General features: G+C 62.6%; 16 protein-coding genes and 1 pseudogene. 4 read left to right on the forward strand and 13 right to left on the reverse strand.

All coding sequences use genetic code 11. From position 1 onward, the window contains the following. Positions 1-36: 36 nt before the first annotated feature. Positions 37-321 carry a MarR family transcriptional regulator gene (locus ASD02_RS04530; protein ID WP_225968538.1) on the reverse strand — a complete coding sequence of 95 codons (285 nt, stop codon included), beginning with the start codon at positions 319-321 and terminating at the stop codon, positions 37-39. Positions 322-349: 28 nt separating this feature from the next. Here ASD02_RS04530 and ASD02_RS04535 point away from each other — a divergent pair, with 28 nt between their 5' ends. Further along, positions 350-1,465: an IS630 family transposase gene (locus tag ASD02_RS04535; protein WP_057221884.1), complete on the forward strand. Its 1,116-nt coding sequence runs from the start codon at positions 350-352 to the stop codon at positions 1,463-1,465. A 125-nt stretch (positions 1,466-1,590) separates the two neighbouring features. Here the strand turns inward: ASD02_RS04535 and ASD02_RS39495 are convergent. From ASD02_RS39495 to ASD02_RS04550, 3 genes and pseudogenes are all read right to left on the reverse strand, one after another. After that, a pseudogene (locus ASD02_RS39495) lies at positions 1,591-1,728 on the reverse strand (Zn-dependent hydrolase); the annotation flags it as partial. A 44-nt stretch (positions 1,729-1,772) separates the two neighbouring features. Then, positions 1,773-2,948 (reverse strand): M20 aminoacylase family protein, encoded by a 1,176-nt coding sequence (locus tag ASD02_RS04545; protein WP_057221943.1) that lies wholly within the window; start codon positions 2,946-2,948, stop codon positions 1,773-1,775. Between the two features lie 5 nt (positions 2,949-2,953). Beyond that, positions 2,954-4,162 (reverse strand): diaminopropionate ammonia-lyase, encoded by a 1,209-nt coding sequence (locus ASD02_RS04550; protein WP_057221886.1) that lies wholly within the window; start codon positions 4,160-4,162, stop codon positions 2,954-2,956. A 104-nt stretch (positions 4,163-4,266) separates the two neighbouring features. On the opposite strand from ASD02_RS04550, the gene ASD02_RS04555 reads away from it, so the two are divergent. After that, a complete protein-coding gene (locus ASD02_RS04555) occupies positions 4,267-4,761 on the forward strand; it encodes an Lrp/AsnC family transcriptional regulator (RefSeq protein WP_057210102.1) in 495 nt (164 codons plus the stop codon). 3 nt (positions 4,762-4,764) lie between these two features. On the opposite strand, the gene ASD02_RS04560 is transcribed toward ASD02_RS04555, so the two are convergent. Together ASD02_RS04560 and ASD02_RS04565 are read right to left on the reverse strand one after the other, a co-directional pair. Beyond that, entirely contained in the window at positions 4,765-5,577 is an 813-nt protein-coding gene (locus ASD02_RS04560; RefSeq protein ID WP_057219139.1) for a hypothetical protein, read from the reverse strand. Beyond that, complete coding sequence (locus tag ASD02_RS04565) at positions 5,574-6,116, reverse strand: RNA polymerase sigma factor (protein WP_057221887.1); 543 nt, start codon at positions 6,114-6,116, stop codon at positions 5,574-5,576. The genes ASD02_RS04560 and ASD02_RS04565 overlap by 4 nt, the downstream gene beginning before the upstream one ends. Before the next feature lie 158 nt (positions 6,117-6,274). On the opposite strand from ASD02_RS04565, the gene ASD02_RS04570 reads away from it, so the two are divergent. Next, positions 6,275-7,681: a S8 family serine peptidase gene (locus ASD02_RS04570; protein ID WP_082555443.1), complete on the forward strand. Its 1,407-nt coding sequence runs from the start codon at positions 6,275-6,277 to the stop codon at positions 7,679-7,681. A 128-nt stretch (positions 7,682-7,809) separates the two neighbouring features. Here the strand turns inward: ASD02_RS04570 and ASD02_RS04575 are convergent, their stop codons facing one another. Continuing rightward, positions 7,810-8,982 (reverse strand): glycerate kinase, encoded by a 1,173-nt coding sequence (locus tag ASD02_RS04575; RefSeq protein WP_057219144.1) that lies wholly within the window; start codon positions 8,980-8,982, stop codon positions 7,810-7,812. A gap of 168 nt (positions 8,983-9,150) precedes the next feature. Beyond that, positions 9,151-10,629, reverse strand: coding sequence for an SLC13 family permease (locus ASD02_RS04580; RefSeq protein WP_234907815.1), 1,479 nt, complete (start codon positions 10,627-10,629; stop codon positions 9,151-9,153). 275 nt (positions 10,630-10,904) lie between these two features. Between ASD02_RS04580 and ASD02_RS04585 the strand changes: the two genes are divergently transcribed. Then, the gene (locus ASD02_RS04585) at positions 10,905-11,369 is read left to right on the forward strand and encodes a pyridoxamine 5'-phosphate oxidase family protein (RefSeq protein ID WP_025429268.1); all 465 of its coding nucleotides are present in this window, start codon (positions 10,905-10,907) and stop codon (positions 11,367-11,369) included. 197 nt (positions 11,370-11,566) lie between these two features. Here ASD02_RS04585 and ASD02_RS04590 read toward each other — a convergent pair whose 3' ends face one another. The 5 genes from ASD02_RS04590 to ASD02_RS04610 form a co-directional block, all read right to left on the reverse strand. Further along, a complete protein-coding gene (locus ASD02_RS04590) occupies positions 11,567-12,811 on the reverse strand; it encodes a Gfo/Idh/MocA family oxidoreductase (RefSeq protein WP_057219146.1) in 1,245 nt (414 codons plus the stop codon). Between the two features lie 74 nt (positions 12,812-12,885). Continuing rightward, complete coding sequence (locus ASD02_RS04595; protein ID WP_057219148.1) at positions 12,886-13,911, reverse strand: LacI family DNA-binding transcriptional regulator; 1,026 nt, start codon at positions 13,909-13,911, stop codon at positions 12,886-12,888. Continuing rightward, positions 13,908-14,864 (reverse strand): ABC transporter permease, encoded by a 957-nt coding sequence (locus ASD02_RS04600; RefSeq protein ID WP_025429271.1) that lies wholly within the window; start codon positions 14,862-14,864, stop codon positions 13,908-13,910. Before ASD02_RS04600 ends, ASD02_RS04595 begins: the two co-directional genes overlap by 4 nt. Then, complete coding sequence (locus ASD02_RS04605) at positions 14,861-15,853, reverse strand: ABC transporter permease (protein WP_057219153.1); 993 nt, start codon at positions 15,851-15,853, stop codon at positions 14,861-14,863. Before ASD02_RS04605 ends, ASD02_RS04600 begins: the two co-directional genes overlap by 4 nt. Then, positions 15,853-17,358, reverse strand: coding sequence for a sugar ABC transporter ATP-binding protein (locus ASD02_RS04610; RefSeq protein WP_025429273.1), 1,506 nt, complete (start codon positions 17,356-17,358; stop codon positions 15,853-15,855). Before ASD02_RS04610 ends, ASD02_RS04605 begins: the two co-directional genes overlap by 1 nt. Positions 17,359-17,376 lie beyond the last annotated feature (18 nt).

Consider the following 17,376-nt stretch of genomic DNA (forward strand, 5'->3'; position numbering starts at 1 on the left):
MCTAGTACCGCGCCACAGAGATTATGACGGTTTGTCTTATCGTAGAATGGGCAGGGCTTCTGGTGGGATGAGAAGCTGGATGCTTCGTGCGGCGCCTGGCACGCGGGATATGAAACCCGCCTTCTCGAGGGTCAGCACCATCTGGTGAACAGACGGAGCCGTAACGCCGAAGTGGCGACGCATGTCGGCTTCGGCCGGAGGCTGTTTGAAGATGCGGCTGTAGGCGTAGATGAAGGCCAGGTACTGGCCTTGGATTTGCGTAAGGCGATGTGTTGCCGTTGCGGCTTGCGGGTCAAGTGAGGGACTCATTTTCGGATTCATCTGCGTCTCCGCGCTGAAGGAGGTGTCGATGAATATAAAGTTTCACATAGAGCTTAGCCAATCGGAACGTGATCAACTGGCCGCTTTGTTGAGCGGGGGACGCCATGCGTCGCGCAAGATCAAGCGCGCCCAGATCCTGGTCGCGGCGGACGAAGGCTTCAGCGACGAGGCGATCGCGGCAACCTTGAACGTCAGCGGATCGACGATTTACCGGACCAAGCGCCGGTTTGTGGAAGCCAATCTGGAGGGCGCGCTCAGTGAAGAACCGCGCCCGGGCGTTGGGCGCAAGCTATCAGCCAAGGAGGAGGCGCTGTTGGTGGCGACCGCCTGCTCAAAGCCGCCGCCCGGGCGAGCCCGCTGGACGCTTGAGCTTCTGGCCGATGAGATGGTCCGGCTCACCGATCATGACGAGTTGTCCTCCGAGACCGTGCGTCGCCGGCTGGCTGAGAACCATCTCAAGCCTTGGCGCAAAAACATGTGGTGCATCCCAAAGATCGATGGGGAATACGTCGCGCGCATGGAGGATGTTCTCGACCTCTACGCAGAAACGCCTGATCCACAAAGGCCCGTGGTCTGCTTCGACGAGAGCCCGACCCAACTCATCGGCGAAGTGCGCGAGCCCATTGCGGCCAAGCCTGGCCAGCTTGAACGCTACGACTGCGAGTATCGTCGAAATGGCACGGTCAATCTGTTTGTCTTCATGGACGCCCACCGGCCCTGGCGCAGGGTGAAGGTCACCGATCGGCGAACCAACCAAGACTTCGCCGAGTGCATGCGCGAACTGGTCGACGTCGATTATCCCGACGCCCCGATCATCCGCGTGGTGATGGACAACCTCTCCACCCATTCCGCCGGGGCGCTTTACGACGCATTTCCCGCCCCGGAGGCTCGAAGGGTGCTGAAGCGACTCGAGTTCCACCACACGCCCAAGCACGCCAGTTGGCTTAACATGGTCGAGATAGAGATCGGTGTCCTGCGTAGCCAGTGCCTCGACCGTCGTATCGACAACAAAGACACCATAATCGCCGAAGTCGCAGCCTGGGAGCAGCAACGCAACACCCATGGCGCAAAGATCCAATGGATGTTCACAACCGAAAATGCCCGCCAAAAGCTCCGCAAAGCCTACCCCGTCAAAGAGTCATAATCTCTGTGGCGCGGTACTAGNAACACCCATGGCGCAAAGATCCAATGGATGTTCACAACCGAAAATGCCCGCCAAAAGCTCCGCAAAGCCTACCCCGTCAAAGAGTCATAATCTCTGTGGCGCGGTACTAGGCGGTCCCGCCCGAGCTTGTCGGTGTCAGACGCAGCAAGCCGTGTCAGTTGCCCCTGATCGTTGCGCCCGATCGCGCCGAGTTCGCGGATGCGGGTAAGCAGACGTTCGGCATTAATGGACTGATGAGACATGACGGCGCCGCCTTCAATCGTGTTTGTATTGAGCATCGCGACTGTCACTGCCCCACATCCGGTGCGGCCAGCCGTTGCCGGACGATTTCGGCGTGGAACCGGGCACCGAAGATCAAGGCATCGTCATTGAAGTCGTAATGCGGATTGTGCAGCGGCGCGGATTCCTGGCCGTTGCCGATAAAGACGAAGCAACCCGGCACATGCGCGAGGAACCGGGCAAAATCCTCCGATCCGGTCATCGGCTCGGCGGCGACGGCGACATTGTCCGTCCCGAACACCGCACCGGCCGCTGCGAAGGCATGATCGACGAGAGCCGGATCGTTGAGCAGCGGCACGAACTCACGCGTATAGGTCACCTCGACCTCGCAGCCATAGGCATCCGCCGTCCCCTTGGCGATCGTGCGCATCTGCTGTTCGATCCTGGCGCTCACCTCAGGTCGGAAGCTGCGCGCATCACCAAGAATGCGGGCCAGGCCTGGCAAGGCATTGCGCGTGCCGTCGGTGATCAATTCGGTCACGGAGACGACGGCGATATCGGCCGGAGAGAGCCTTCGCGAAACGATGGTCTGGAGATTGACCACTGTCGCGCAGGCAGCGACCAGCGTCTCGTTGCCCGCGTGAGGTCGCGCGGCATGGCCGCCGACGCCCTTGAGCGTGACCTCGAAATTGTCTTCGGCCGACATGATGGCGCCGGCACGGGTCTCGAACCTTCCGACCGGCAGGCCCGGCATATTGTGCAGCCCATAGATCTCGTCGAAGGGAAAGCGTTCCAGCATGCCATCGGCGAGCATGGCAAGTGCACCCTTCCCCCATTCTTCAGCTGGCTGGAAAACGAAGCGCACGGTCCCGTCAAAGCCACCCTCCTCGGCCAGCAGCTTTGCTGCGCCGAGCAGCATCGCCGCATGGCCGTCGTGGCCGCAGGCGTGCATCGTGCCGGGCCGGGTGGAGCAATAGGCAATTGTCCCCTGTTCCGCGATACGCAGCGCATCCATATCGGCACGCAGCGCTATGGCGCGATTTCCCGTTCCATGCCGCAGCGTGCCGATCACCCCGGTGCCACCGATACCTTCGGCGACCTCGTCAAGGCCGAACTCCCGCAGCTTGGCGGCAACGAAGGCCGCTGTCCGCTTTTCCTCGAAACCGAATTCCGGATGGGCGTGCAGGTCATGACGCCACGCCGTCATCTCCGCCACAAGCTTGTCGATATCCGTGTTTGCCATCCGCGTCATACCCTTTCCAATTTCTCAGCCCCGGCGACATCAGCCGGCGCGAGGCCAACCAGCTCTTCGTAGCGTTCAGGATCCGTGGCACCTTCGGTATTGATCACCAGGATCCGCGAATTGGCATCAAGGCCGAGGGCGGCGCGCATGTTCGGGTCTCCGGCGACCGTGATGAGGCCAGCCAGCCCGACACCGCCGCTTTCGCCAGCAACGATTGCCGGATCGCCCCCTTTCGGGCGAGCGAGGCGGTTCATGATCGAAACGGCATCCTCCTCGTCGATCATCATGAAGGCGTCGGCAACACGCGAAAGAATGCGCCAGGCGACAAGAGAAGGCTCGTAACATTCGAGCATCGCCATGACAGTTGGCTCGCCATGTAACACTTTCACCGGATGGCCGGCCCTTGCCGTTTCCAGCAGGCAGGCAGCTCGGGCCGGCTCGACTACGACGAAGCGCGGCCGGTCATGACCGTAACGCAGCGCCAGGTGCCCGGCCGTTGCAGCAGCGATTCCGCCGACGCCGGCTTGCACGAAGACATGCGTCGGTGGTGCGTCGATCGTCCGCAAGGCTTCGCACAAAAGCGCCGTATATCCCTGCATGACCAGACCGGGAATATATTCGTATCCCGGCCAGGAGGTGTCCGATACGACGGTCCAGCCACGCTCGTTGCAGACCTTCGCCGCAAACTCCACCGAGTCGTCATAGGTTCCTTCGACCCGGACGATCTCGGCGCCGTAATGCGCAATCGCCTCTATGCGTTTCTGGCTGACACCGGAATGCACGAAGATCACCGATTTCGCACCGACAAGCTCAGCGCCCATCGCCACTGAGCGACCATGGTTGCCATCCGTGGCGCAGCCGAACGTCATTTGGCGCGCAACCGCGCGAACGTCAGGGCGCGTGAGATCGTCTATGTCGACGTCCAGGCCTGTCTGCTTCCGGACCTCGTCAAGCACCAGCCGGATCACCGCGTAGGATCCGCCAAGCGCCTTGAAACTGCCGAGCCCGAGCCGATGGCCCTCGTCCTTGACGAAGATTGCTCCGACCCCGAGTTCGGCCGCAAGCGCCGGCAAGGAATGAAGCGGCGTCGGCCGATGATCGTCACGGCGCGATAGCTGCCGCTCAACCTCTGCAGCCGCAGCAATCGAGAGCATTTCGGCATCGTCAGGCAGCAGCGGCGATCCGAAATCGGCATGGTGGTTGCGAATGAGCATGTGGGCAATCTCCTCGTTCGATGAAGTTATATTTCACCGAACGAGAGAAATGCGCTCTAAATGGAGAGCCCTTACGCAAGTTTGTAAATGACAATGAGGAAATGATGGCCGTTTCAAAGAGCACATCGGCGGAGCTCGACCGCTTCGACCTGGCAATCCTCTCAATCCTGCAGAAGGACAACACGACGCCACAGCGACAGATCGGCGAGGCCGTCAACCTGTCTGCGCCGGCCGTGCAACGGCGGATCAAGCGCATGGAAGAAACTGGGGTCATCCGCAGCAATGTCGCGGTGATCGAGCCGGCGCGGGTCAACCAGGCCCTGACGATCCTTGTCGAAGTGGAGGTGGAAAGCGAGCAGATCGACCTGCTCGATGCGGCCAAGGCCGCCTTCTCGGCCGCTCCGGAAGTCCAGCAATGCTATTACGTCACGGGCGACGTGGACTTCATGCTTGTCGTGATCGTGCCGACGATGGGCGATTACGAGGCCTTCACCCGCCGCATGTTCTTCGGCAACCCTAACATCCGGCGCTTTAGAACCTTCGTCACCATGGATCGCGTCAAGGTCGGCCTTTCCGTACCGGTAGAAAAGCCGCGCTGAAGGCTACTTTCGTCCGGCGAGCGCCTTCTTCTCCGCCGCCGCCCCCAGCGGCGCGCCGGCACCGATCGAGGACAGATAGGCATCGACGGTTTCAAGCGACGAGGCCGGCGCGAAACCCTCACCGGTTTCCGCTGTGACGATCGCCAGTTGCGTCTGCCAGCGTCCGGCGTTCCGGCAAGCAACCGACACGAAATCCGGCTGATCCGGCCGCTTCATCTCGTATTCGCGGCAGAGCCGCTCGCCGCCCGCCTGGAACGTCGAGACCAATCGAACTTTGGCCTCTCCGTCGCCGATCGCGATTTCCTCCCCCGACGCGCGCTGGTCGAGGATACCCGACACTTCAGGGTCGACCAGCCCCGCGACCTGCGGGTTCGCGACATCTACCTGGCCCGCTCCTCCGATAAGATACCCTCCGACGCCACCGACGACGATAAGCAGCGAGGCGGCTAGCGCCATCATCCATTGCGACGGGCGACGCGGCGCCTGTGCCGCGGGCTCGGGGCGGCGAAACGCGACGACATTGTCCGCATTCGCACTGTCATCGGCCGCAGCAACGGTCTGGCTGTCGTCACGTCTCGCTGCAGCGTCGGCAGCCATCGCGCGCACCTTCTGCGCCAGATGGTCAGGTACAGGCTCGTCGAGCAACGGCTTCATGGCCTCGCTGGTGGCAGCCCGGGTTTCCATGAACATGGCTACGCGCATCATCAGATCGTCATCCGTCTCGATCGCTGCCTCGACGAGGCGTGTCGTCTCGTCGTCGAGTTCGCCGTCGGCAAAGGCCATCAGGATTTCGTCGGTGAATACCATGTCGCTCATCTCGCCCCGCCTCTCATATCCGGTGAACGCGCGGCCGCCGGTTCTATTCCCGCGGCGTCAGCAAGATTCTTGCGGGCGCGGGCGAGCCTGCTCATCACCGTGCCGATCGGAATGCCGAGCACATCGGCCGCCTCCTTATAGGAGAGGTCCTCCACACATGTCAGCAGCAGCACCTCGCGCTGTTCAAGCACGAGATCGTCGATGGCGGCGGCCACGCTCTTTAGCGTCATGCGTGCCTCGGAGCCCGCTTCGCCTGATGGAACGGCAAGTTCGGGCTGGGCTTCGATCTCCTCGGTCGGGCCGGCCGTCTTCTGGCGGCGAAGCTGATCGATCCACAGGTTGCGCAGAATGCGGAATATCCACGCGTCGAAGCGCGTACCCTCCTCGAACCGCTCCGAGCCGGCAAGCGCCTTTTCGCACGCAGCCTGCACCAGATCGTCGGCGATATCGCGGGAGCGGCAAAGCGAAATGGCAAAGCGGCGCAGGTTAGGCAGGAAAGCGACGAGGCGCTCGCCGAAGGCGATATCCTGATCGGTCATTTCACGTTCCTTCCGGCGCTTCGGCGTGCACGCGGGGGAATAATTTGTCCATTCATCCGTTGAGCGATATGTGAACCACACGCAAAAGTCACCACCGATGGGCATGCCTTTCACGGTAAGCTGACCCCACTGGGCACGGTTGGGACAAGGAGAAAACCTTGAAGAAACGCCTGCTTCGATTGACCGCCGCATCGATCTGCGGCCTGGCCGTCGCCAATGGCGACCTCGTGCCATCAGGGATTGCCGGCTCGGCGACCACCGCTCCCTTTGCCCTTGTCACACCGGCCCATGCGGATGACGACGATGGCGGCGACGACGACGGTGACGGCGGTGGCAGTTCGTCTTCTGGTCGCTCCTCCGACCGAGGCTCCGGTGGCGTCTGGCGCGGCGGCGGCAATCTGCTCGACCTCTGGCAGGGCGCGCCGGAAAAGCGAACTGCCCGTCGCCCGCCGCCGGTGCGCAAACCGACCCATGTGCCCGGCGAAATCATCGCGCTTGGGCTCGACGACACCGCAATCCAGCGTCTCGGCGAAAGAGGGTTCACGGCGCGCAGCCGCCATCCCTTCGGACTTTCCGGCTCGCAGATCGTCAAGCTTTCGATCCCCACGGGAATGACGCTCGAGGCCGCACGCCAGCAGGTCGCGGCTGCCTCGCCGGGCGCCATTGCCGATCTCAACCATTATTTCGAGCCGAACGAAGGCTCGGTTCAGCCATCAACGCCGTGCGGCGAAGGCCGTTGCGCGCTTGTGCGCACAGCCATCGGCTGGCCCGAGCCCGATGCCGGCAAGGCCTGCACCGCTGCCGGCCCGATCGGGCTGATCGACACTGCGATCAATCCCGAGCATCCAGCGCTTCAACGCGTCGACCTCGACATCATCCGTCTCGCGGCCGACGAAGCGTCGGAGTCCGGACGCCAGCACGGCACCGCCGTTGCAGCGCTCATCGCCGGCCGGCAGGACAGCCGGGCTCCCGGTTTGTTACGCGATGCGCGATTGATCGCAGTCGACGCCTTCCAGAAGACCAGGGGCGACGCGGATGTCGCCGAGACCTATGATCTGGTCAGGGCGATCGATCTTCTGGCATCCCGCGGGGTGACGGTGATCAACATGAGCCTATCGGGGCCGGATAATCAGTTGCTTGAAAAGACCGTCGATCTGGTCGCGAAGCGCAATATCCTGCAGGTGGCGGCGGCCGGCAATGACGGCCCGAGGGCAAAGCCCGTCTATCCCGCCGCCTACCCTGAACTCATCGCAGTGACCGCCGTCGACCGCAATTTCCGCCCCTATCGCCGTGCAGCACAGGGCGACCACATCGACGTTGCAGCACTCGGCACCGGTGTCTGGACCGCCGCCTCCGTCGATGGTGGACGGCCGCGCACGGGCACCTCCTTTGCCGCCCCGTTCGTGACCGCCGCCGTTGCCATTCTGAGGGCATCGAACCCTTCGCTTTCGGCCGAAGAGATCGGCAAGCTTGTGGCGCAAACGACTGAGGATGTCGGTGCGCCTGGCAAGGATCCGGTTTTCGGCTGGGGTGTCCTAAACGCCCGCGAACTCTGCCGGCAGTAACGGCCGGGCTTCAGCGAACACGATAAACGCCCGATGGTTTTCCAGGCGGCACATTGAAAAAACTCCGGCGGAAAGAAGGTGCCGACTGCGCACCTCCTTTCCGCCGGAGCCGTCATGCCCTGAATTGATCAGGCGGCAAGGCCTCGCTCGGTGAGCAGCATGCCGACCCGCACCATGCGAACGGCATCTTCCGCGGCGCGCACCAGCAGTTTCGGCGCGGCGCTGATGGCATCGTCAAGGCTGCAAGGCGCCTTCAGGATCGAGGCGAAAGCATCGATGCCGTGCTCGAAGTTCAGGGTGACGCCCTTACCGATCGTTCCGGCCAGCGCGATCACCGGACGTCCGGCTTCCTTGGCGCGATGGCCGACCTCCGCCGGCACCTTGCCGAAGGGCGTTTGGCCATCGAGGCTGCCTTCCGCCGTAATCACCAGGTCGGCCCGGGCGATCATGCTGTCGAGATCGAGATATTGCATGACGATGTCGTAGCGCGGGTGCAGCTTGCCGCCGAGCAGGCCGAGGACGGCGGCGCCGAGGCCGCCGGAAGCCCCGGCGCCGGGCGCGCTGCCGACGTCGATACCGGTCGCGCCGTGGATCGCCCCGGCATAGGTCTCCATCGCATGGGCCAGCAGCTCGACCTGCTCAGGCGTAGCCCCCTTCTGCGGGCCGAACACCCGGGCGACGCCGCGCTCTCCGAGCAGCATGTTGTGCCAGTTCACGGCCGCGTCGATCCGAACCTCATTCAGACGCGGGTCTCTTGATGAGAGATCGATGCGGGCCAGTTGACCAAGAGCGCCGCCGCCTGGTGGCAGTGGCCGACCATCCCTGTCGAGCAGCTCGATCCCCAGCGCCTGCGCCATGCCGGCACCACCGTCATTGATGCCGCTGTCGCCGCAGCCAAGCAGGATGCGGCGTGCGCCGGCGTCGAGTGCTGCCCGGATCAGCTCGCCGACACCGTAGCTGGATGTGATGCAGGGGTTGCGGCGATCGCGCGGCACCAGCCTGAGGCCGGCGGCGGCCGCCATTTCGATGATGGCGACCGGTTCATCCTGCCCCCCGAGAAATCCGAAATGCGACAAGACCGGTGTGCCGAGCGGTCCGGTCACGACGCATTCGTGCAAAGTGCCGCCGGTGACCGCGACCAGAGCCTTGGTGAAACCTTCACCGCCATCGACCATCGGCACTTTCAGAACCTTTGCCTGGGGGCAAGCACGCAGCACGCCCTTCTCGATGCAATCGGCCGCTTCTTCCGCCGACAGACTTTCCTTGAAACCAGACGGTGCAACCAGAATGGTCAGTGTCATGTGACAGTCTCCTTGCGTTTTTGTGACAATGCGGATGCCAGGGAGAAACGGTCGCTCGGAGACTTTATTCCGCCGGATGCCAAACTATTTCACCGCCTAAGAAAAAACAAAGGCCGGAGCTGAGCTGACTCCGGCCTTGGCAAAAAAACACGTTTTCAAAGACTTATATCAATAGCCCAACCCCATGAGCGGCCAGACGAAGATCGCAACAAGCGTCAGGAGCCCGATGAATGGAACGAGCAGCATCGCCGCCAGGCGCATGAGGTCCGACGGCGTGAAGGCGGGTGGCTCCATGCCACCGAAGAGCGCCACGGGCTTGGCCGAAACAATCAGCGTCTGGCAGAATCCGCTACCCAGCGTTGCCGCCATGATGAGAACGGCCGGATTAACGCCGAGGCCCGCGAGCGGCAGAGCGAGGGCTGGGATCAGCACTGTTGCCCGCGCTGTGCGGGAGGCGACGACGATGTGCGCGAACGTGGCAAGGATTATCGTGAACAGGATCACCAGCCAGGCCGGCGGCTTGCCGACGAGGCTGAGCATTCCGATGGCGCGATCGGCGAGCAAGGCGGCCGTGCCGGTGCTCATCAGCGCCTCGCCGATGACGAGCGTGCCGGCGAGAAACAGCAGCAGGTTCCACTCGACTGATTTCAGCGCCTTGCGAAAGGGCAACCCCGAGACCTTTTCCGAGGCCATGACGAGGGCGCCGATCAAGGCAACGAAGGGCAAGGCAACGCCATGAAGGCCCGATGTCGCAAGCGCCAGAACGATGAGCGCCGTCACCGCCAGCAGCGTCCGCTCCTGCGCATTGAGCGGCTGCCTTTCAGCCGGCGTGCATGGCTCGAAAGCAGCGTTACGATCCTCGGCGCCGAGGAAGAACCGCAGGATGAGGCCACAGGCAATCAGGCTCGTGACCAATCCGAACGGGGCAGCCAGCAAGGCCCAATCGAGGAAATCCGGCGCTTTGCCGCCGCTGCGACGGATGAAATCGACCGCCACCAGATGGGCGCCGGCACCGGTCAGCGAGGCGGCGGCCGAAAGCAGGATCACCGACGGGAAAAGCAAGGCAAGCGCCCGTGTCACGCCGGGCCGGCCAATGGCGGCCGTCAGCCCCAGAAAGACAGGCATGAAGATTACCGCCCGTGCTGACGTGGATGGGATGATGAAGGCGGTCGCAAAGATCGTCAGAGTTACAGCCCAGAAAAGACTGCTGACGCGCTGGAACGGTGCCAGCAGCCGGAAGGTGAGACGCTCCACCAGCCCGGATGCCTGAAGCACCGAGGCAATGACGAAGGCGGCGATCATCAACCAGACGATATCGTTGCCGAGCGCTGCAAACATCGCCTCTTCGCTGACGGTACCGGTGGCGCCCAAAGCCAGCGCTCCGGCAAGCGCCACCGGCGTTTCAGGCAGGTCGAAGATCGTCCAGCAGACAAGCGTTGTCGCAAACACCATCAGCGCCAGACGCATCGGCATGGTCAGCCCGTCAGCTGCAACAAAGATCAGGATCGTCGCGAAGACCAGCAGCATCGACCCGATCAACAGCCGCACCTGGCGGACCGGCATCTGACCGTCGAAACCTCCCGCCTCGTTGGCGGAAGAGATGACGATATCCCTTCCCGATGTGATTGCTCGAACGCTGCTCATCATGACCCAATCCTTTGCTGCTTCCCGACCGGTTCGCGGCGAATTTCGCCCGCACAAGCCGGTCGTCCTATTTTTTCGATAGGGGCATAACGGCAGCCGTCGCGGTTTATTCCCGACGGCGGTTGGAAAGCGCCGAAATTGTCGGCACCGGCTGCCCCGTAACCGCGGCCCGTAAAAAGCCTGCGGCTGGCAATGCGCAAGCCTTGAGCCATATCAAGGCAGGAACCGATCAAAACTGAAACCCTGCCTGTGGAGCTCATCGTTGAGAGGAACGGATCATGTTCGTCAGAGAAATGACGCGGCCGGAATGCATCGCCCTTGTCACCGCAAGCCATATCGGCCGGCTTGCCTGCGCCAGGGATGACCAGCCCTATATCGTCCCTATCCAATACGCCTTTACAACCGGCCGGCTCTACGGCTTCTCGATGCCCGGACAAAAGATCGACTGGATGCGCGACAACGCGAAAGTCTGCGTGCAGATCGACGAATTCGCCGACAGGGAAAGCTGGAAAAGCGTCGTCATCTACGGCAGCTACAGGGAACTGCCTGACACGAACCAGACGCATCATGAACGCCTTCAGGCGTGGTCACTTCTGGAGAAGCGGATCAACTGGTGGGAGCCGGGCGGACTGAAACCGGCGGAACAAAGCGTCGTCGGCACCTCGCCCCATCTTTTCTATGCCATCGAAATCGATGAGATGACCGGGCGCGCGGCAAGCGCCGAACCTGCCACGACCTCTTAGAGCAATTCCAGGAAAAGTGTGAAACGGTTTTCCGTCCGGAATTGCGTGATTTCAACGAGTTAGATCATTTCACTGTTTCGATGAAACAGTGAATTGATCTAGCGATACCCTTGGCCATGGCGAGAACCTGGCTCGCCAAGTAGGCTGATGGCGGGAGCCGACTTTGCCGCTCTCCCGCCAATTTCACACGCGGGCCGTCAAGCGCCCTTGCGTGCGACGACGGGCACGTAATGTTCGAGTTCCGGCGCCGGGAACTGCAAGGTGGCGTTGATCTCGGCGGAGCGATAGAGCCCCATCAGCATCTCGACCACCGCAAGACCGTCCTCGAAGGTTTCGAGCGGCTTCTGGCCCTTGCGGAAGCATTCGACCATGTGGCGGTTCTCGTCGGTGTAGCCGTAAACGCCGGCTTCGTCCTCAAGCACCGGCATCAACCCCTGCTCGGCATTCTGCTTTTCAACCAGATCCTCGCCTTCCGAACCCGTGACTTCGCGAGACATGAAGATCTTCAGGCCCGTACTCAGCGAGTTGTATTCGAGCGCATATTCCGGTCCGAGCAATTCGAGCTGGATGCGCAAGCCGGCACCGACATAGGCCCAGGAGGTCGTCGCTTCGATCATCAGTTCGTTGCCTTCCTGATCCTCGAGCGTCACCGTCGCGCGCGCAAAGTCCTCCGAAGGGCGGTTGCGATAGTCCACATCGTTGCCGAAGCGCTTGCGCAGTTGTTCGGCATAGTTCGGACGCGTCCATTTCAGGTTGGCGACGGTGCCGTTGACCGACTTGATCTTCAGTGAATTGCGCGGCGCACCGGGCGCGGTCAAGAGATAGCGCGCCACCTCGACGCTGTGGCACATCATGTCGGAGAGAACACCGCCGCCCTGCTTGTCGCCCTGCCAGAACCAGGGCTCGTGCGGACCGGAATGTTCCTCTGCCGCCCGCGCAAGATAGGGTCTGCCGGTGGTGGAGGCGGCGCGACGCCAGATGATTTCCTTGCCGCGCAACACCGGCGTGCAGAACACCTGATTTTCGAGATAGCCATGATTGAGGCCGGCATCTTCGGCCAGCGTCAGCATCTCGCGGGCTTCCGCCACCGTGCGCGCCAAGGGCTTCTCACAGGCGACCGCAAAGACCTTGCTGCGGCCTGACTTGATCGCCCCGTGCAGGGCGCGCATCACGTCGAGGCGCGTATAGTTCGGCGACAGGATCCAGATCGCGTCGACGTCGTCGGCTGACAGTAGCGCTTCCAGGCTCTCATGCGTGCGGCAGGTGCCGAGCCCGAGCGTTTCGACTTCCTTCGCAAATTTTTCGCGGTTTTCCGCCTTGCGGCTGAAGACGCCCGTCACTTCGACATTGCGCACGCCGATCATCGATTTCAGGTGGAAATGGGCGATGAAGCCCGTTCCGACGAAACCCACGCGCAGCGTCTGCTTCGGTAGCTGTGTCATTTTCTTCTCCCAGATTTTTCGGCCGGAGCATGATGCCGAAAGTGTAAGCGGTTTCGGCCGACATCATGCTCGCCTTATGAGTGACGTGCCGCGGCGGTGCTTGCCCGAATGCTCAGGGTCGTCGGCAGCACTATGGGCGGCGCATGCGCCACCTCTTCGCCGGAAAGCATACGAAGCAGCAGCGACATCGCCGTTCTGCCGATGTCGGCGCGCGGCTGGTTGACCGTGGTCAGCGGCGGATAGAAAGCCTTGCTCAGATAGAGGTCGTCGAAGCCGACGACGGAAACATCACCAGGCACATCACGGCCGAGGCGACGCAACTTGTGAATGGCGCCATAGGCCATTTCGTCGTTGGCGGCGAATATCGCCGTCGGTGGCTCGGCCAAGGCAAACAATTGGCCGCAGCAGAGCTGGCCGGTTTCAAGCAGGTAATCGCCCCGAGCCTCGTAGCCGTCAGGGATCGCAAGGCCGGCCTCGTGCATCGCGGCGCGATAACCGTCTCGGCGGTGAATGGCCATCACTTCGGGCAGCGGCCCGGCGATGTGGGCGATCTTGCGGTGACCAAGCGAGATCAGATGCTCGACCGCAGCCCTGGCGGCGGCAAGGTTGTCGACCTGCACATGCGGCAGCCCCGAGTCTTCGATCATTTCCAGCGCGACGACGACGGGCAGATGCGCCAGGTCGAGACCAGCATCATGCCCTGCCGGCGGCAGCTTGCCGGTCATCAGGATCATGCCGTCGGCATGGCCATCGCGCAGCATGTTGAAATACTCCGTCTCGCGATCCGGATCGTTCTCTGTGTTGCCCATGAGCACGGAGTAGCCGGCCTCGCGCGCCGTCGCCTCGACGCCTTTCAGAATGTCGAGATAGAACGGGTTGCCGACGTCGCGCACGACCAAGAGCACCGACATCGACTTGCGGGTGCGCAGGTTGCGGGCGCTGACGTTCGGCCGGTAGTTGAGTTCGCGGGCAAGCGCATGGATGCGCTGGCGCGTTTCCGCCGTCACCAGGCCGGAATCGCTGAGCGCCCGCGACACGGTGGCAACGGAAACGCCGGCACGCTCGGCAATATCCTTGATCTTCGGCCTGTGATCGCTCATGTCCGCATCGCCTTTCCGCGGCCGTAAAACAGCATCAAGAGCAGCAATGTCGCGCCGAACACCATCTGACGGCCGGATTCATCGATGTTGACGGTAGTCAGGATGCCCTGGAGGATCACCAGCAACAGCGCGCCTGCCATGGTGCCGGTGTATCCGCCCTTGCCGCCGGCAAGCGACGTACCGCCAAAGACGACCGCGATGATCGAGGACAGCATGTATTGCTCGCCGACATTGGCGAAGGACGAGCCGGAATAGCCAAGCAGGCAGAGGCCTGCGATCGCCGCGAACATGCCGGAGATCATGAACAGGCCGATGCGCATGCGGCGGACCGGCACGCCGGCCATATAGGCCGCATGTTCGTTGGAACCGATCGCATAAATGCGATGCCCGAAGACGGTGCGGTTGAGCATGAAGGCCATAAACAGGCCGACGGCGATCCAGAGCCAGATGATGCCGGGAATGCCGAACACCAGCGGCTGGGTGACGAAGGCGGAAAGGCCGGGTGCCGCGCGGCCGGAGGGAATGCCGTTGCGGATGACGACCAGCAGGCCCTGGAGCACGCCGAGCATGCCGAGCGTCATGACCAGCGGCGGGATACGCAGCAGCGTGACACCCAGCCCGTTCAGGAGGCCGAAGAAGGCCCCGGTCGCCACGCAGGCAAGGATCGCCGGCAGGATGCCGCCGTCGGCGCCGTTCATGACATTGCCGGCAATGATCGCCGAAAGCGAAACGACGCCGCCGACCGAGAGATCGATGCCTTCGCGGCCGCCGAGAATGACGACGTTCTGGCCGGCCGCAACAATGCCCAGCAGCGAGGCGACAATCAGCAGGCGCAGGATCTGGTCGGCCGAGGCAAAGCCCGGTGACAGGCTTTCGCCAAGATAGAGAAGTGCCACGATCAAAAGCAGCGCGATGACCAGCGGCTTCTTGAGGAAGGAAATAACGGCGTTCATGCGCGTGCCCTCCGGCCGGCAAGCACGCCTGCCATCAAGACGAGGAGGATGGCGAGACCTTGAACGAAGTTCTGCCACTCCGACGGCGTGCCCATGAAGAAGACGAGCGAGTTGACGAGACCGATCGTCAGCGCGCCGAGCAGAGAACCGACCACGGTCGTCCAGCCGCCGGCAAGCGCGCTGCCCCCGAGCACGACGGCCGCGACGCTATAGAGCGTCATCTTGCCACCGACGAGCGGATCGCCGCTGGCGGTGTCGCCGGTCAGGCAGAACGCTGCGAGCGCCGAAAACAGGCCGCAGAGCGCATAACCCTTGATGCGGACCAGGACCACGGGAAGACCGGTCTGGTAGGCCGCCTGCTGGTCGTCACCGACGGCCAGAAGCTGGGTGACGAGGCGGGTGCGCGACAAAAGGAAGAGCAGAACAGCGAGTGCTGCAAGCACATAGAAGACGAAGGGAAGACCGAGCAACCGCCCGCCATAGGTCCGCCAGAACAGCGCCGGCGCCGGCGTGCCGGCCACTGGCATGACATAGAGCGCAACGCCGGTGAAGAAGATACTGGTCGCAAAGGTAGCGACGATCGCCTGCAGCCTGAGCGCTGCAACGACGATGCCGTTGATAACCCCACAGACGAGCCCGAGCAGAACGCCACAGATCAAGGCACCGATGACGGCGCCGGCGCCACCACCCCATTTTTCCATCAAAACGACAATGGCGACATTGACGAGTGACAGCGTCGCACCGGCCGACAGGTCAATATCCCCTGCGGAAACGACATAGGTCTGGGCGATCGCCAGCATGATCAGCGCCATATAGGTGCTGAGCAGCCCCGTCAGCGAGCGGTAGCTCAAGCTGTTGGGCGAGAACACGCCGTTCAACGCCAGAAGCGCGACGACAATGACCAGCGCCGGCAGGAACGGATAGCGCTCGAGCCAGAGTTTTAGCCCACCCGCGCGGGAAGGTCGAATTTCTGTCGTGGTCGGTGTCATCACGCGGCCTCGTATGCAGCCTGGTAAAGATTGTAGCGGGTGCGATCCTCGCCGGTGAGCTCGCGCGTGACCGACCCGCCGTTGAAGACGAGGATGCGGTTGGCATTCCCGAGCAATTCGGCGTCCTCCGAGGAATAGAGCAGGATGCCGAGCCCCTCGCCTGCCAGTTGGCGAATGAGGGCAAAGAGATCGGCCTTGGCCGAGAGGTCGATGCCCTTGGTGGGGTCGTCCAGCAGCAGCACATCCGGCCGATCGATCAGCCAGCGGGCGATGATCACCTTTTGCTGGTTGCCGCCGGAAAGCGAGTTGATCGGATGCAGGAGACTCGCGAACTTCGTATGCATCGCCTCAAGCGCCGGCATCGCCTTTTCCTTGAGCGTTGACGGACGTGCAATCATCAGCCGATCACGCAGGTAATGGATGGGCGTCACATTCTCGATGATCGGTCTGCCGGCAATGACGCCGTCGCGACCGCGGTCACCCGAGACATAGGCGCAACCGCGCCGGATGGCGTCGCGCGGGCTTCTCGCATCGAGACGATCGCCGCCGATGCGGATTTCGCCCGCAGTTGTGGAGCCGGCGCCGAAAATCGCCCGCAACACCGCCGATTGCCCCTGGCCGTGAAGCCCGCCGAGACCGAGGATCTCACCCTTGGCGACCTCGAAGCTGACATTGCGGAAACCGGCACCCGACAGCTTGTCGACGGTCATGGCGTCGCCGGCCGAAAAGCTTGCCACGGCAGGCACTGAGGACTGCGAGGCCGGCATGTCGCCGGCGCCGCCGACCATCAGCCGGATGACCGCGGCAGGATCGGTCTCGTTCAGATTGAGCGTCTTGATCGTCTCACCGTCGCGAATGATCGTCACCCGATCACCGATCGCGGTGATCTCGTCCATGCGGTGCGAAATGAAGATGATGCCGCGGCCGTCGCGCTTTAGCCCGCGCAGGATATCGAAGAAGCGGTCGACCTGTGCCCTGTCGAGTGCCGAGGTTGGCTCGTCGAAGATCAGGATCGGGGCTTCACTTGCCAGTGCCTTCATGATCTCGACAAGCTGTCGCTGATCGGCGCGCAGATTGCCGACGAGCGTCTCGGCCGCAAAACCATCACCGGAAACGCCGGAGAAAAGATCGATGTAGCGCGCCGCGCGCGCCTTCAGGGCGGCACGGTCGATAAAGATTCCGGCTTTGACCGGCAGCATGGCAAGGCAGATATTCTCCTCGACCGAGCGGTTTCCGGCAAGGCTGAGCTCCTGGTAGAAGATGCCGATGCCCTGCGCCCTGGCCGATTGCGGCCCTGATATCGTGACCGGCCGACCGTCGATGAGGATCTCTCCGCCATCGGGGCGCACGCTGCCGGCAATGATCTTGCACAATGTGCTCTTGCCCGAGCCGTTCGAGCCCATGAGCACATGGACTTCGCCGGCGGCGATCTCAAGGTCGCCGCGGCGCAAAGCCAGGGTGGCGCCGTAAGCCTTGCTTACGCCGTTCATCTTAAGTTTCGACATGAGGATCGTCCGTATGAT

It is taken from the genome of Ensifer sp. Root1252, from assembly GCF_001425885.1.
In the GTDB taxonomy this organism is placed as follows: Bacteria; Pseudomonadota; Alphaproteobacteria; order Rhizobiales; family Rhizobiaceae; genus Ensifer; species Ensifer canadensis.

Coding starts and splice junctions, on each gene's coding strand:
- ASD02_RS04545 (WP_057221943.1), bottom strand. CDS start 2,948: ATGGCAAACACGGATATCGACAAGCTTGTGGCGGAGATGACGGCGTGG.
- ASD02_RS04580 (WP_234907815.1), bottom strand. CDS start 10,629: ATGATGAGCAGCGTTCGAGCAATCACATCGGGAAGGGATATCGTCATC.
- ASD02_RS04610 (WP_025429273.1), bottom strand. CDS start 17,358: ATGTCGAAACTTAAGATGAACGGCGTAAGCAAGGCTTACGGCGCCACC.
- ASD02_RS04585 (WP_025429268.1), top strand. CDS start 10,905: ATGTTCGTCAGAGAAATGACGCGGCCGGAATGCATCGCCCTTGTCACC.
- ASD02_RS04535 (WP_057221884.1), top strand. CDS start 350: ATGAATATAAAGTTTCACATAGAGCTTAGCCAATCGGAACGTGATCAA.
- ASD02_RS04605 (WP_057219153.1), bottom strand. CDS start 15,853: ATGACACCGACCACGACAGAAATTCGACCTTCCCGCGCGGGTGGGCTA.
- ASD02_RS04550 (WP_057221886.1), bottom strand. CDS start 4,162: ATGCTCATTCGCAACCACCATGCCGATTTCGGATCGCCGCTGCTGCCT.
- ASD02_RS04575 (WP_057219144.1), bottom strand. CDS start 8,982: ATGACACTGACCATTCTGGTTGCACCGTCTGGTTTCAAGGAAAGTCTG.
- ASD02_RS04555 (WP_057210102.1), top strand. CDS start 4,267: ATGGCCGTTTCAAAGAGCACATCGGCGGAGCTCGACCGCTTCGACCTG.
- ASD02_RS04590 (WP_057219146.1), bottom strand. CDS start 12,811: ATGACACAGCTACCGAAGCAGACGCTGCGCGTGGGTTTCGTCGGAACG.
- ASD02_RS04560 (WP_057219139.1), bottom strand. CDS start 5,577: ATGAGCGACATGGTATTCACCGACGAAATCCTGATGGCCTTTGCCGAC.
- ASD02_RS04565 (WP_057221887.1), bottom strand. CDS start 6,116: ATGACCGATCAGGATATCGCCTTCGGCGAGCGCCTCGTCGCTTTCCTG.
- ASD02_RS04600 (WP_025429271.1), bottom strand. CDS start 14,864: ATGAACGCCGTTATTTCCTTCCTCAAGAAGCCGCTGGTCATCGCGCTG.
- ASD02_RS04595 (WP_057219148.1), bottom strand. CDS start 13,911: ATGAGCGATCACAGGCCGAAGATCAAGGATATTGCCGAGCGTGCCGGC.
- ASD02_RS04530 (WP_225968538.1), bottom strand. CDS start 321: ATGAATCCGAAAATGAGTCCCTCACTTGACCCGCAAGCCGCAACGGCA.